Below are 14735 nucleotides of genomic sequence, written 5' to 3' on the forward strand. Positions count from 1 at the left end.
CGGAGAAACACTCATGGCTACCGAAGGTTTCGTCCGCAGACCCCGCATCGCCCCGCCGCGCGCGCCCGGCGGCGAGATGGCGCTCACCCCGCCGCCGGAAATCCCACGGGCGGTGTCGGGTTCGCTGCTCAGCAAGCTGATGCCGGTGGTGATGATCGTCGCCATGATCGGCATGATCGGGATGATGGCCATGATGGGTAAATCCATCCTGTCCAACCCGATGATGATGATGTTCCCGATGATGATGATCATGTCGATGGCCGGCATGTTCATGGGTAAGAGCGGCGGCGCCAAGAGCGCCGGTGAGCTGAACGAGGAGCGCAAGGACTACTTCCGCTATCTCGACCAGACTCGGCGGGAAGTGCGGCGTACCGCGCTCAAGCAGCTCGAGACGCTGGTCTGGAGTCATCCCGAGCCCGCCGACCTGCTCTCGGTAGTCGGCACGCGGCGCATGTGGGAGCGGCGGCCCAATGATCCGGACTTCGGGCATGTGCGGGTCGGGATCGGAACGCACCGGCTCGCAGCGAAACTCGCGCGGCCGGAGACCGGGCCGCTGGAGGATCTGGAGCCGGTGTCCACTGTGGCTTTGCGCCGATTCGTGCGCACCCACTCCGTGGTGCATCATCTGCCGACCGCGGTATCGCTGCGGGCGTTCCCCGCGATCAATGTCGAGGGACCGGCGGCGGATACGCGAAGCATGGTGTGGGCCATGCTGATCGAGCTCACCGCGTTCCACGGGCCGGACCACGTCGCCGTCGCGATCGTATGCGCCGATCCGGATTCGGCGAACTGGTCCTGGGCGAAATGGCTTCCGCACCTGCAACATACGTCGCAGCGCGACGGTATGGGCGCGGCGCGCATGATCTACCGCTCGCTCGGCGAGCTGGAGACGGCGCTCGCCGACGACCTGCTCGAGCGCGGGCGGTTCATGCGCAATCCGCAGCCGACAGCGGGGCGTTTGCATCTGGTCGTGATTATCGACGACGGATATGTGAGCGGCACCGAGCGGCTCATCAGTGAATCCGGGCTGGACGCGGTCACGGTGATCGACCTCAGCTCGTCCGAGAACAGCCTTGCCGCGCGCCGTGGGCTGCAATTGGTCGCCTCCGGCGGGGATGTCTTCGCCAAGAGCGCCGCCGGTACCGAGAAGTTCGCCACTGCCGACCAGGTGAGTCTGGCGGAGGCGGAGGCCTTCTCGCGCAGCCTCGCCCGCTTCCGCATTGCCACCGCCGCACAGATCGTCAGCCTCGGCGACAACACCAGTACCAGCGATCCGGGCCTCATGTCACTGCTGAAGATTCCGGACGCCGCGCAGATCGATCCGGCCAAGGTGTGGCGGCCGCGTCAGGGTCGCGAGCGACTGCGGGTGCCGATCGGCATCACACCCGACGGCACGCCCGTCGAGATCGATATCAAGGAATCGGCCGAGAACGGTATGGGGCCGCACGGCCTGTGCATCGGCGCCACCGGTTCGGGTAAGTCGGAATTCCTTCGCACCCTGCTGCTTTCGATGGTCGCCACGCACTCGCCGGATCAGCTGAACCTGGTGCTGGTCGACTTCAAGGGTGGCGCGACATTCCTCGGTATGGATCCGCTGCCGCATGTCGCGGCCGTCATCACCAACCTCGAGGAAGAGCTCTCCCTCGTCGACCGTATGCGCGACGCGCTCGCCGGTGAGATGAACCGCCGTCAGGAATTGCTGCGCACCGCGGGCAATTTCGCGAATGTCACCGAATACGAGAAGGCGCGCTCCGCCGGGGTGCCGCTGGACCCGCTACCCGCACTCTTCGTCGTCATCGACGAGTTCTCCGAATTGCTCTCGCAGAAGCCGGATTTCGCCGACCTGTTCGTCATGATCGGCCGCCTCGGCCGGTCGCTGCACGTGCACCTTCTGCTCGCCTCGCAGCGGCTGGAGGAGAACAAGATGCGCGGACTCGACTCACACCTGTCCTACCGGATCGGCCTGCGCACGTTCTCCGCCAATGAATCCCGCGCCGTGCTGGGCATCACCGATGCCTACCACCTGCCGGGTATCCCGGGCTCGGGCTACCTGAAGAGCGACTCCTCGGATCCCTTGCGGTTCAACGCGACCTACGTCTCCGGGCCCTATGTCGCACCGCGCACCGCCCGGCAGGCGGACGGCCGCGAGGTCGCCGAGGCGCCGCCGCGCGAATTCACCGCCGGACCGGTCGAGATGCTGGCGCTGCCGGAAACCCCGTTCGATCCGCTGGATCTGCTGCCGCCTCCGCCGCCCGCCGCCGACGAGGGTATTCCGGACAGCCTGCTGCAGGTCGTGGTCAAGCGACTGACCGGACACGGCCGTCCCGCCCACGAGGTGTGGCTGCCGCCGCTGGAGGAATCGCCCACCGTCGATATGCTGCTGCCGGATCCGGACTGGCGGTCGTCGGTCAACCGGCACGGCCAGCTGTGGATGCCGATCGGCATCATCGACAAGCCGTACGAGCAGCGTCGTGATGTGCTGACCATCAATCTCGGTGGCGCACAGGGCAATGTGGCGGTGGTCGGCGGTCCGCAGGCCGGTAAATCCACCGCGCTGCGCACCATCGTCATGGCCGCCGCGGCCACCCATACCCCGGAGCAGGTGCAGTTCTTCTGCATCGATCTCGGTGGTGGCAGCATGGCCGGTCTGGTCGGCCTGCCGCACGTCGGCTCGGTCGCCAGCAAACTCGACTCCGACCGGGCGCGGCGCACCATTGCCGAACTCGCCACCCTGCTGCTGCAGCGTGAGGAACGCTTCGCCCAGCTCGGCATCGAATCCATGACCGAGTTCCGGCGGCGCAAGCATGCCGCTCTGGCCGCGGGCGCGACCGACGACCCGGTGCTGGCCGATAAGTTCGGTGACGTATTCCTGGTGATCGACGGCTGGGCCGCCTTCCGCGAGGAGTTCGACACGCTGGAGGGCCAGGTCAACGGCCTTGCCGCACAGGGTCTCTCGTACGGTATCCACGTGGTGCTCGGCGCCAACCGGTGGGCCGAGATCCGGCCCGCGATCAAGGATATGATCGGCACCCGCGTCGAACTGCGGCTCGGCGATCCGTCCGACTCCGAGATGGGCCGGCGGGTGGCGATCAATGTGCCGCTGAACCGGCCGGGTCGCGGCCTCACCGCCGATCAGCTGCATCTGCTGATCGCCCTGCCGCGCTTGGATTCCGATACCGATCCGCAGACGCTGGCCGAAGGCGTGAATGCCGCCAAGACGCAGATGACCGCGATGTACGGTGACCGCCGCGCTCCCGATGTTCGTATGCTGCCACTGAACATTCCGCGCGAGCAGGTACTGCAGCTGGCCCGCGCCCGCGGCATCCAGCCGAGCGCCACCAAGATTGTCGTCGGCATCGGCGAGGCCGAATTGGCGCCGCTGGTACTGGATTTCGGCTCAGATCCGCATCTCATGGCCTTCGCGGACGTGGAGAGCGGCAAGACCACGCTGCTGCGCAATATCATTCGCGGCATCGCCGAGAACTCCACCGCCGATCAGGCTCGCGTCATCCTCATCGATTACCGCCGCACCCTGCTGGGCACGCTCGAAGGCGATCAGCTCGCCGGGTATTCGACGTCCTCGCAGACCTGCGGCGCCATGATCCAAGAGGTCGTGAACTACCTGTCCAAGCGCATCCCCGGTTCCGACATCACACCGCAGCAGCTCCGCGACCGCAGCTGGTGGACCGGGCCGGAGATCTACATCATCATCGACGACTACGACATGGTCGCCACCGGCGGACTCCAGAATCCACTGGGCCCCCTGGTCGAATACCTGCCCCAGGCCCGCGATATCGGCATGCACGTGATCATCACCCGCCGCACCGGCGGCGTCTCCCGCGCCCTCTACGACGGAGTCCTGGGCGTCATGAAGAACATGTCCGTAGACGCTCTGGTCATGTCCGGCCCCCGCGACGAAGGCAAGATCATCGGCGACGTCCGCCCCTCGAAACTGCCCCCCGGCCGTGGCATCCTGGTCTCCCGCAGCCGCGGCCAGGAAATGGTCCAGATCGCCGAGCTTCCCGGTCTGTAGTGTGCCGGGGAGGAAGGGGCACACGTGATCATCGGGACCGGATCGATCCTTGGCGGCTATCGCATCGAGCGCACGCTCGGTAGCGGGGGGATGGGGACGGTCTATTTGGCTGAACATCCCTCGTTGGCGCGGTATGTGGCGCTGAAGGTGCTGTGGCCGCAGTTGGCGTTCGATCCGGAGTATCGGGCTCGGTTCGAGCGGGAGGCGAAACTCGCTGCGGGGCTGGATCATCCGAATGTGGTGGCGGTCCAGAACAAGGGGGAGGATCGGGGATATCTGTGGATCGCGCTGCAGTATGTGAACGGGACGGATGCCGCTACCGCGCTGGAGCTCGAACCGGAGGCGATGACCGCTGATCGGGCGCTTCGGATTGTGGGGGAGATCGGTAAGGGGCTTGACTACGCCCATCGGAGTGGGCTGCTGCACCGGGATGTGAAACCTGCCAACTTCTTGCTCGCGCCGCAGGAGAGCGGGCAGGAGCGGGTGCTGCTGGCGGACTTCGGGATTGCCAAGCCTTCGGATGACGACGGCCAGTTGACCCGTACGGGGACCTTTCTGGCGACTGTGGCCTATGCGTCGCCGGAGCAGCTGTCCGGGGAACCGCTCGATTCCCGCAGCGATGTCTACAGTCTCGGGTGCTCGTTCTACCGGCTCTTGACCGGCGAAAACCCTTATCGCGGAGCGCAACCGCTGGCTGTGATGATGGGGCATATCAATGCGCCGCCGCCGCGGATCTCCGATGTGCGGCCTGATCTGCCTGCTGAGCTCGATGATGTGCTGGCCCGCGTGCTGGCCAAGAATCCGGGCGAACGGTATGACGATTGCGCGCAATTCGTCGAGGCGGCGGGCGTGGCGCTCGGTCGGATGGGAGCCCCAGCTGCCGGGTATGCCGACGACAACGCGTACGGCGACAACGGCTATCGGGATAACAACGGGTACGGCGAGGCCAAGGGGTACGGCGAGACGAAGGGCTATGGCGAGACGAAGGGCTATGGCGAGACGAAGGGGTACGGCGAGACGAAGGGGTACGGCGAGACCAAGGTGAGTACCGCGTCGTGGCCGGTCGCCGGTACGTCGCGGCTGGAACCCGGCGCGAGCGCGACGCGCCGGGAATCACGCGATGGGTTCGGCGCCGCCGCTGCGGCCGCGTCTGTCGGTCCGGACTCGCACACACGCGATTCCGTGCGGAAGGAGCTCGGCGGCAAGCGGTCTCAGCGGGCGCCGTGGAAGGTCGTCAGCGCGGTATTCACCGGCGGGATCGTGGTCCTGGCAGTCGCGGTGCTCGCGATCAACCATTCCGGCAAGACCGACGGTGGCGTCCGGCATGCGGCGGCGCCGGCCACTGTTGCCGCACCGCCCCCGACCACGTACGCACCCGTCGCACCTGCCGCGCCGACTACGACGGCAATGGCCGCGGCGCAGCTGCAGGATCCGTGCCAACTGGTCACGCCGGAGTTGCGGCGGCGGTCGGACCTCGGCGAATCCAGCGATCCGACAACCACATCGGAGGATCGCACCTGTAGTTGGGAGACGTCGGGCAAGCCGCACGTCACTGCGAAGGTGTCGATCAGCACGGAATTCATGCAGGCCGATCCGGGCTCACGGAATGTTCGGGTCGGGACCGGGGTCAGCGGACGAGAGACCTCGCATGAGCGTGACGGCGACGGGCACGGTGATGATCGGGGCTTCGCGGTCTGCTTCGTGCAGTGGCCGACCTCCTACGGGCACATCCGCGTCACCATGGCGGGGCGCGCGGGCGCTACCGGCACCGACGACTTGTGCAGTGCCGCCGAGGATCTGGCCGACGGGATCTTCGACAACGTCAAGCGATGATCTGGCGGCGCGGCAGCCCGTGAGCTGGGGCAGTGACATCCCGCGTGAGCTGGGGGCGGCGACATCCCGCGTGAGCTGGGCCAGTGACACCTCGCATGAGCTCGAGCGAGGTCATCTCGTGCGTCAGGCGATGTCGGCCCGCGTGAGCTGCGGGTGTGCCGTGAGGGGGAGGGGCTCGGGGTGGAGCTTGCGGGTGGAAAGCCAGCTGGCGGTTGGCCGTTCGAAGAGCGCGCCCGACGGGCCGGTGGCTTCGGGCCCGGCGAAGCGGGCTTGGCGGAAGCCCGCCCGGATGTAGTAGTCGTGCAGCCCGCCATTGGTGGTCCAGGCATCCAGGCGGACCCAGTCACGGTTGCTGTGCGCAGCCAGGGTCGCGGCATGCTCCAGGAGGGCATGGCCGATGCGGTGACCGGCGAAGCGGAGGTCCACGATCATGTAGTGCACGATCACCGCCTCGGCGATCTCGCCGGGCGACCAAAGGCCTTCGTCCGCACGGTCGTTCACGGTGATGGTGCCGGCGGTCTCGCCATCGATCTCGGCCATCCACGTTTCGCCATTGCGGACGGCGCGGGCCACGGACCGGACGAAGGTCTCGATGGGCAGACCTCGGCCGGCCCGGGTCCACTGATCGCTACCGCGGGCTGCCAGCCAGCTGGTGCGTTGGAGCCGGAACCGGGTGATGGTTCCTATGTCTGAATGATGAGCCGGGCGTAGATGCGGTGTCATGGTGAGCCGGGTAGCAGGGAACTCTCGAAGGAGTGGGAATTGCCGGGCGGCGGTGGGGCGCCGAGAGTTTTGCGAATGATATCCGTACCTGGGTCGTCGCCCAGCTCGTAAGCCAGACGGTTGCGGGCCGCCGTGGATCGATGGCGGGTGACGCGGGTGATGCGTTCATGGTTTGCGCCGATCCGCAGGTGATCGAGCAGGATGGTTCCGGGCCCGACACCGAGCACGGCCGCCTCCTCAGCAGTGGCTGGGCGCGCGACGACGGTATCCCGATGCGCGGTTTCCGCGAAACCACGCTCGGCGAGTCGGCGTGTCGTGCCCTCCGGAATGTCGTGGGGCACGTCGATTCCGGTGGCCTCCGCCAGATCTCGCGGGTAGAAGCTGACCTCCCACGACCACGGCTCATTGTCCAGATACTGCATGACCGTGCGTGAGACCACCCACGCATCACGCTCCACACCCAGCCAGTGCGCGACCTCCGGGCTCGCCGGTTCCATGCGGGCGCTGAACTGTTTGGACGGCTCCCGGCCGGCCGCCCGCGCGATCTCCACGAAGATATCGTGGGCAGCACGGGGCCGGTCGGGGCGAATGTGGTTGGTGACAACCGATTCCAGCACCTCCTGGCTGCGCACGATGGTGCCGCGGGAAGTTGCTGTGTACACCAGGTTTTCGGCAACCAGGAGCTGAATCGCATTGCGAGCGGTGGTGATCGAGACCTGCATCTGATCGGCCAGCTCATTGTGGCTTGGTAGTCGATCGCCCGGGTTCCACTTGCCGGCGCGGATCTCCTCGCGGAGGAGGTCTGCGATCCGTTGGTATCTCGGACCGTCCGCCATCTCGCTCCTCGGTTGTTGCTTCAAGGCCCCGAAGTCTACTCCGGGTGCCGAATCGCCGTGTAAGGCTTGACAGGCACATTCTGAGGTTTATTGTAATGAACGTCCTGAATGCGGTGTTGTACGTCGATGAACGTGAGGCAGCGTGGCTGGTTCGGAGACATCTAATACGGTCGTTGTGGCATTGCCCGACATGTCCGATCAGTATGCGGACGTCGGTTCACAAGCGCTAACGTCCGGCCTATTGCCGACTTCGGACCTACTTTTGCGCGCTTGCCGTGGTCATCGCGTCGTCGGCGGACCCCTGCTGTGGTTCGCCCACGATCTCGCGGTGCTGCACGAGCGGCGCGTGGTGGGACGTGGCGGCACCGGGCCGGAAACCGATCCGACCGCCATTATCGAGAACAAGCGGCGGCGCATCGAATTGGTGATGGCCATTGACGATTGGATCGTGCGCTCCGTGCCCCAGCATCGGCTGGGCGCCACGTTGCACACCGAAACGGTCGGATCGGTCATAGATAGATTGGCCGAGGCGTCTATTCGCGCACACCACGCGTTGATGACCCTCGACGCCAATGATGAAATGCTGCACGGCACTTGGCATCATTTGGCCGAATTGTCCGATGCCTACGATGATCTCGTGCGTGATGTGCTCGCCGGAAGGCGTCGGCTTCCCGCTTGGTAGGCGGAAATGAAAACGCGGTCCGGACCCGAGGGTGGTCCGGACCGCGTTTTCTGTTTTCAGTGTGCCGATCAGGACGGGCGTGCTGCCACAATGGCGCCGGCGGCTCGGCGGCCCATGCGGATCGCGCCGTCCACGTGCTGGAAGCCGTGGCCCGCGAGGTCCGAACAGGCGAAGTGCAGGGGGCCGACCGGGTCGCGATGGTCGTGGCCGTAGCGGGTCATACCGCCGAGGTCGAAGCTGACGCCGTAGGCGCCGCGCGTCCATTCCTCTGCGCCCCAGTCGGATTCGTAGTAGACGGCGGGGTCGGCGGCCTCGGGGCCCAGGTAGCGGACCAGGCAGTCCAGTGCGGCCTGCTTGCGCTGGGCGGCGTCCATGGCGAAGTACGCGTCGGCCTGCTCGTGGGCGATGAATCCGACCAGCGCGCCGTTGTCCATGCCGTGGTTGGTGTTGTCGTAGATCTCCGAGACCATATCGGTATCACTGAAACCTGTTCCAGATAAACCGTTTTCGCGCCAGAACGGGGTCGGATAGACCGCGTGCACCTTGACCACGAATCCGAAGGACATGTGCTGGTACATCTGGTGACGACGGCGCGGCAGCGGCGGGTCGAAGCTGATGCACGAGTACAGGTTCGGCGGTACCGCCAGAATGACCTGGCCCGCGCGGACCTCGAGATCGCCGTCGGCGAAGACGGTGACGTCGTTGTCGGACCACTGAATACGCCGTGCCGGGGAGTTCAGGTGCAGATCATCGCCGATCACCTCGGCCAGTCGCTGCGATACCTGCTGCATACCGCCGACGACGCGCTTGTCGAGCATGAAGGTGTCGGTCGCCAGATTGGTGAAAGAGCCCTGGGCGGCGGCCATGTGGAGCGCCTGCAGGGTCGAGAAGGTGTGCGCCGGTTTGGTCAGCATGGCGCCGGCGACGTAGAAGGCGACCGTCTCGCGGGCGTACTCGTCCGCGGACTGCCCCTCCAGCCAGATGCTGAAGGGCACCGAATCCAGTTCTGCCGCTCGGGGATGCGCCCACGGCTCTTCCGCGCCGACCGCCGCGGCCAGCTCGTCCAGCAGTCCCAGCAGCCGGTCGATCTCCTTCGAGGTCGCCTCGGGCGCGGGGAAGACATCACCGGTGAAGCGGTGCCGGACGCCGTCCGCCGCCAGGTACACCGACTCGCCGTCGCGATAGCGGGAGAAGGTCTTCAGACCGAGCTCCTGCACCAATTCCAGTGCGGCGGTGTGATGCGGGGACAGCCACTGGCCGCCGATCTCGATCATCGCGCCGTCGATCTCGCCGGTCCGGGTGCGGCCGCCGACGCGCTCGCGCGCCTCGAGCACGGCCACCGACAGCCCGGCCCGGTGCAGTTCCACGGCGGCGGTCAGACCGGACGGTCCGGCGCCGATGACAACAACGTCACGGGTGATGACAGGCACGAAATCTCCTTGCTATTCCGGTTTACGGGACTGATCAGCGAACGGGCAGCGGCTCGTTCTGGGTAATGCAGTGGATACCGCCGCCACGGGCGAAGATGGGCCGGGCGTCCACGGTGACGATGGTGCGGCCGGGATAGACCTCGGCCAGTACCGCGGCCGCCTCGGCATCGTTCGGATCGTCGAACCCGCACAGGATGACCGCGTTATCGCACACGTAGTGATTGATATAGCTGTAGTCGACGAAACCCTCCTCGTCGCGGAGGGCGCGCGGTGCGGGGACCGGAACGACCTCGAAAGGCCTTCCGGTGGAAGCGGTCTCGGCGGCGAAGAGCTTCATGATCTCGTCGCTGAGCGCGTGATCGGGATGGGCCGGATCGCGCTGATCGTGCACCAGGACCACACCCGGGGCCGGCAGCGCGGCGACGATATCGGAGTGCCCGCGGGTGCCGAAGCGCTGCGAATCGCGCCACAGTCCGCGCGGCAGCCAGAGCGCCGTGTCGATGCCGATGGTGCGCCGCAGTTCGGCCTCCACCTGCTCCCTGGTCAGTCCCGGATTGCGGTAGGGATCCAGCTGCACCGTCTCGGTGACGATGACCGTCCCCGCGCCGTCCACCTGGATGCCGCCGCCCTCGTTCACGAGCGGTGACTCGATGACCGGCACCCCGGCCGCCGCGGCGACCACCGTGCCGATCTGCCGGTCATTGTCCCAGCGGGCCCAATCCTGTTGGCCCCAGCCATTGAACACCCAGTCGACGGCCGCGACGGAACCGTCGGCGGCATGCACGAAGGTCGGGCCGATATCGCGCATCCAGGCATCGTCGAGCGGGGCTTCGACGATATCGATTGCGCCGGAGAGCATTCGGCGGGCCGCCGCGGTATCGGCGGGATCTACCACCATCGAGACCGGTTCGAACTGCGCGACGGCGTGCGCCACGGCGGTCCACGCCGTGCGGGCCTCATCGACGGCCTCGGGCGTCGCGGTGATTTCCGAACCCACCGGGGGAAAGGCCATCCAGGTGCGGCGGTGCGGCGCGTGCTCGGCGGGCATGCGCCACTGGGCGATTCCGTCCGGTGCCATCACGCCTGCCCGAACGGGTTCGCGTGATCCACCGGCGCGGTCAGGCGAGCGTAGGTGTCGGGACGGCGGGTATCGAGGAACGGGAACAGGGCCAGCCAGTCCTTGCGCTGATCGAGGTCCAGATCGGCGACCAGCACCGCGGATTCGTCGCGCGGCGCCTGCACCAGGATGCGGCCGTACGGATCGGAGATGAAAGAGGAACCGTAGAAGGTGATTTCGCCTTCGTCGCCGAAGCGGTTGGGCACCACCATGAAGGTGCCCGCGGTAATCCCGTTGCCCACGATCACGTGCTGCCACAGCGGCTGGGTGTCGAAGGCCGGGAAGCTGGGCTCGGAACCGATGGCGGTCGGGTAGACGATGAGGTCCGCCCCGGCCAGCGAGTACATGCGCGCGACCTCCGGGAACCATTCGTCCCAGCAGGTCGGCATGCCGATGCGGGCGTCGCCGAGATCCGGATGGCTGTGCGGGCGATAGGCCTCGTCGGTGGCGGGACCGGCCCGGAAGTAGGTGTCCTCGTAGTACCCGTCGCTGATCGGAATGTGCACCTTGCGCGTGCGGCCGACCAGTTCTCCGCTGGGGGACACCAGGATCGCGGTGTTGTATCCCAGGCCGTCGCCCTGCTCGGCGCGCTCGTACAGCGAGGCGTGCACGAAGATGCCGTGCTCGATCGCCGCCTTCGCCGCGAAGGTGAAGGTGGGGCCGCCGGTCAGCTCCTCGGCGTTCGCGCCCGGATTCTCGCCGCCGCGCACGAACGCCGGGTACTTGCTCAGGGTGATCTCGGGCAGGAAGACCACCTTGGCTCCGGCCGCGGCCGCTTGGGCTATGCCCTCGAGCAGTTCGGCCTGCAGGGCCGCGGCATCGTCCTGCCAGTGGTGCTGGACCAGGGCGACCCGCAGCGGCGGGCGCACCGGATCGGCGACTCGCGCATGCGAGACCGGCGGTTCGAAACAGGTGATGACGTTCACGGCTACTCCGGATCTGATCGTCGAAGTGGTTGGGCGGAAGCGGGTTTCGCTACAGCGTGCTCAGGTGCGGTTCGGCGGGCGCGGGCATGGGATCGCCGGAGATCGCCCGGGGGAGGGTCTGCCCGCGGAAGTACTCCGGCTGCCGCCAGCGCATGATCAGCATCAGCACCGCGCCCAGCGCGAGAATCCCGAAGCCCAGGTAGAACACCAGGCCGATGCCGAAAATCGATGCGCCACTGCCGACTTCGGGCTTGAGGCTCTCGCGCACCGAGATGGTGAAGACCACCAGCAGCATGGTGCCGCCGAGCAGCGGGAACAGCAGCTTGAACATGAAGTCCCGCGCCGAGGCGAACCACTGCCTGCGGAAGTACCAGACGCAGGCGAAGGCCGTGATGCCGTAGTACCAGCAGATCATGATGCCCAGGGCGGCAATGGTATCCAGCAGCACATGCTGCGAGAGCAGTGCGGTCACCGCGTAGAAACCGCCCGCGACCACCGCGGCGACCGCGGTCCCGAAGCGCGGCACCTGATACGTCGGATGAACGGTGGCGAAGCGGCTCGGCAGCGCCTTGAAGGTGCCCATGGCGAGCATGGCGCGCGCCGCGGGCAGGAAGGTGGCCTGCAGGCTGGCAATGGTGGAGACCAGCACCGCGAGGAACAGCAGCAGCTCGCCCGCACCGCCCATGATCGGCTGGGCCAGTGCGCCGAACACATTGCTGGCCGTGTCCGGATTGCTCAGGCCGACACCGGTATCGCCGACACCGGCGTACCACATGAGCGCGACGGCCAGCAGCAGATAGGTGCCCAGCACGGTCAGAATGGACAGCAGCCCGGCCCGGCCCGGCGTGCGCTTGGGATCCTTGCACTCCTCGCCCAGCGTGAGCGCGGTGTCCCAGCCCCAGTACATGAATACCGAGCCGATCAGGCCGATCGCGAAGGCGCCCAGCGTAAGTCCGGTGAGCGGGTTGAACCAGTCCATGCTGAAACTCAGCCCGGACGGCGCGTCCCCGGTCATGGCCTTGGCGAGTGCGACACCGGCGAACAGCAGCAGCACCGCGAGCTGGAAGCCGACCAGCACATACTGGGCACGCTCACTGGAACTGATCCCGCGGCTGGCCGCCCAGCCGGCCGCCGCCAGGAATGCCAGCGTGGTCGCGATATTGATGAGCTTGTTATCGCCCAGCGTGGCGATGTACTCCGAATGCACCACCCGCCCGATGAACAGGTACAGGAACTCCGCGCCCACCGCGGCGATATTGGCCAGCACGATCACCACCGCGATCACCGAACCCCATCCGGCCATCCAGCCGATATAGGGGCCCAGTGAGCGTGCCGACCACGTGAACGAGGCGCCGCAGTCGGGGGTTTCGGCGCTGAACTCGCGATAGGCGTAGGCCGCCAGGAACATCGGGATGAATCCGGCGATGAGCAGTGCGGGCATCTTCAGGCCGACCGCGGCCACGATCAGGCCCATACTGGCCGTCGTGGTGTAGGCGGGCGCGATGGACGCGATGCTCAGGACGGCGCCGGCGAGAGTGCCGATCTTGTTGGTTGCCAATCCCTTATCGCTGTGCGGCGGGGCCTCGGGGGCGTTCTGCACAAGCATGCAGGCTCCTGGTACTGGGTGTAGAGAACCGATCACCGGACGATCGGGTGGGCACGTTGTCCGGCACAGGGGCCGGTGTGCCGGAAGTCAGTGCGTGAGCGCGACGTATTTGGTGTCGAGGTATTCGCTGATCCCCTCGGACCCGCCCTCGCTGCCCAGACCGGACTGCTTGATGCCGCCGAACGGAGCCGCCGGATCGGAGATGACGCCGCGATTGACGCCGACCATGCCGGCCTCGAGAGCGCCGGACACGCGCAGTACCCGATCCAGATTCTGCGTGTAAAAGTAAGCGGCCAAACCGAATTCGGTGTCATTGGCGGCCGCGACCACCTCGTCCTCGGTATCGAAGCCGTAGACGGCGGCGACCGGGCCGAAGATCTCCTCGCGATGCATGCGGGCGGTGCGCGGCACCTCGTCGAGCACGGTGGGCTGGAAGAACCAGCCGGGCCCGTCGATCGGCTTACCGCCGGTGCGGACCACGGCTCCGGCCGCGACCGCATCGTCCACGAGGGCGGTGACGCTGGTGCGCTGCCGCTCGTTGATCAGCGGTCCCAGCTCCACACCCGGCTCATGGCCCGGGCCGACACGCAGCGCGCCGATCTTCTCGGCCAACCGGGCGGCGAACTCGGCGCGGATCGAATTGTGCACGTAGATACGGTTTGCCGCGGTGCACGCCTCACCGCCATTGCGCATCTTCGCCGCCATCGCCCCGGCCAGCGCCTGATCCAGATCGGCGTCCTCGAACACGATGAACGGCGCGTTGCCGCCCAGCTCCATCGAGGTGCGGAGCACGGTGTCGGCGGCCTGGCGCAGCAGCAGCTTGCCGACCCGGGTGGAACCGGTGAAGGTCACCTTGCGCAGGCGGGGGTCCGCGAGCAGGGGTGCGGTGACGCCCGCGGCATCGCTGCTCGGCAGGACCGACAGCACGCCCGCCGGAAGTCCGGCCTCGGCGAGGATATCGGCGAGGGCCAGCATGGTGAGCGGAGTGTCCTCGGCGGGTTTCACGATCACCGTGCAACCGGCGGCCAGGGCCGGGGCGATCTTGCGAGAACCCATGGCCAGCGGGAAGTTCCACGGCGTGATGGCCAGGCACGGGCCGACCGGCTGCCGGGTCACCAGGATGCGGCCGTTGCCCGAGGGAGCCTCGGTGTACCGGCCGCCGATGCGGACGGCCTCCTCGCTGAACCAGCGCAGGAACTCACCGCCGTAGGCGACCTCGCCGCGCGCCTCGGGGAGGGTCTTGCCCATCTCCGAGGTCATGAGCAGCGCCAGATCCTCGGCGCGATCCATCAGGATCTCCCAGGCGCGGCGCAGGATCATCGAGCGCTCGCGGGGAGCCGTTGCGGCCCAGTCGGATTGGACCCGGCATGCCGAGTCGAGGGCGCGCAGGGCATCCGCACGGCCGGCATCGGCGACCTCGGTGAGCAGGTCGCCGGTGGCGGGATCGGTCACCGCGAAGGTCGCGCCGCCGGTGGCGGGAACGGCGGCGCCGTCGATCCACAGGCCGGTGGGGATCGTTGCGCGAATACGGTCGAATTCGGACATCGTC

Annotated in this window: 10 protein-coding genes; 3 read left to right on the forward strand and 7 right to left on the reverse strand. The window is 67.1% G+C overall.

From position 1 onward, the window contains the following. Positions 1-13 precede the first annotated feature (13 nt). Both eccCa and OG326_RS06885 read left to right on the forward strand, forming a co-directional pair. Positions 14-4033, forward strand: coding sequence for a type VII secretion protein EccCa (eccCa, locus tag OG326_RS06880; RefSeq protein ID WP_327143767.1), 4020 nt, complete (start codon positions 14-16; stop codon positions 4031-4033). A gap of 24 nt (positions 4034-4057) precedes the next feature. Next, entirely contained in the window at positions 4058-5866 is a 1809-nt protein-coding gene (locus OG326_RS06885) for a serine/threonine-protein kinase (RefSeq protein WP_327143768.1), read from the forward strand. A 123-nt stretch (positions 5867-5989) separates the two neighbouring features. Here the strand turns inward: OG326_RS06885 and OG326_RS06890 are convergent, their stop codons facing one another. Continuing rightward, complete coding sequence (locus OG326_RS06890; RefSeq protein ID WP_327143769.1) at positions 5990-6589, reverse strand: GNAT family N-acetyltransferase; 600 nt, start codon at positions 6587-6589, stop codon at positions 5990-5992. Continuing rightward, positions 6586-7425: a GntR family transcriptional regulator gene (locus OG326_RS06895; RefSeq protein WP_327143770.1), complete on the reverse strand. Its 840-nt coding sequence runs from the start codon at positions 7423-7425 to the stop codon at positions 6586-6588. The genes OG326_RS06890 and OG326_RS06895 overlap by 4 nt, the downstream gene beginning before the upstream one ends. Before the next feature lie 175 nt (positions 7426-7600). On the opposite strand from OG326_RS06895, the gene OG326_RS06900 reads away from it, so the two are divergent. Beyond that, positions 7601-8107, forward strand: coding sequence for a DUF4254 domain-containing protein (locus OG326_RS06900; RefSeq protein ID WP_327143771.1), 507 nt, complete (start codon positions 7601-7603; stop codon positions 8105-8107). Positions 8108-8175: 68 nt separating this feature from the next. On the opposite strand, the gene OG326_RS06905 is transcribed toward OG326_RS06900, so the two are convergent. The 5 genes from OG326_RS06905 to OG326_RS06925 form a co-directional block, all read right to left on the reverse strand. Beyond that, positions 8176-9537: a flavin monoamine oxidase family protein gene (locus OG326_RS06905; RefSeq protein ID WP_327143772.1), complete on the reverse strand. Its 1362-nt coding sequence runs from the start codon at positions 9535-9537 to the stop codon at positions 8176-8178. Between the two features lie 34 nt (positions 9538-9571). Continuing rightward, positions 9572-10615, reverse strand: coding sequence for an agmatine deiminase family protein (locus OG326_RS06910; protein ID WP_327143773.1), 1044 nt, complete (start codon positions 10613-10615; stop codon positions 9572-9574). Further along, positions 10615-11580 carry a nitrilase-related carbon-nitrogen hydrolase gene (locus OG326_RS06915; RefSeq protein ID WP_327143774.1) on the reverse strand — a complete coding sequence of 322 codons (966 nt, stop codon included), beginning with the start codon at positions 11578-11580 and terminating at the stop codon, positions 10615-10617. Before OG326_RS06915 ends, OG326_RS06910 begins: the two co-directional genes overlap by 1 nt. Before the next feature lie 49 nt (positions 11581-11629). Then, positions 11630-13186 carry an APC family permease gene (locus OG326_RS06920; protein ID WP_327143775.1) on the reverse strand — a complete coding sequence of 519 codons (1557 nt, stop codon included), beginning with the start codon at positions 13184-13186 and terminating at the stop codon, positions 11630-11632. A gap of 87 nt (positions 13187-13273) precedes the next feature. After that, positions 13274-14731, reverse strand: a complete 1458-nt coding sequence (locus OG326_RS06925; RefSeq protein WP_327143776.1) for an NAD-dependent succinate-semialdehyde dehydrogenase — start codon at positions 14729-14731, stop codon at positions 13274-13276. Positions 14732-14735: the final 4 nt, after the last annotated feature.

The sequence above is a fragment of the Nocardia sp. NBC_01327 genome, from assembly GCF_035958815.1.
In the GTDB taxonomy this organism is placed as follows: domain Bacteria; phylum Actinomycetota; class Actinomycetes; order Mycobacteriales; family Mycobacteriaceae; genus Nocardia.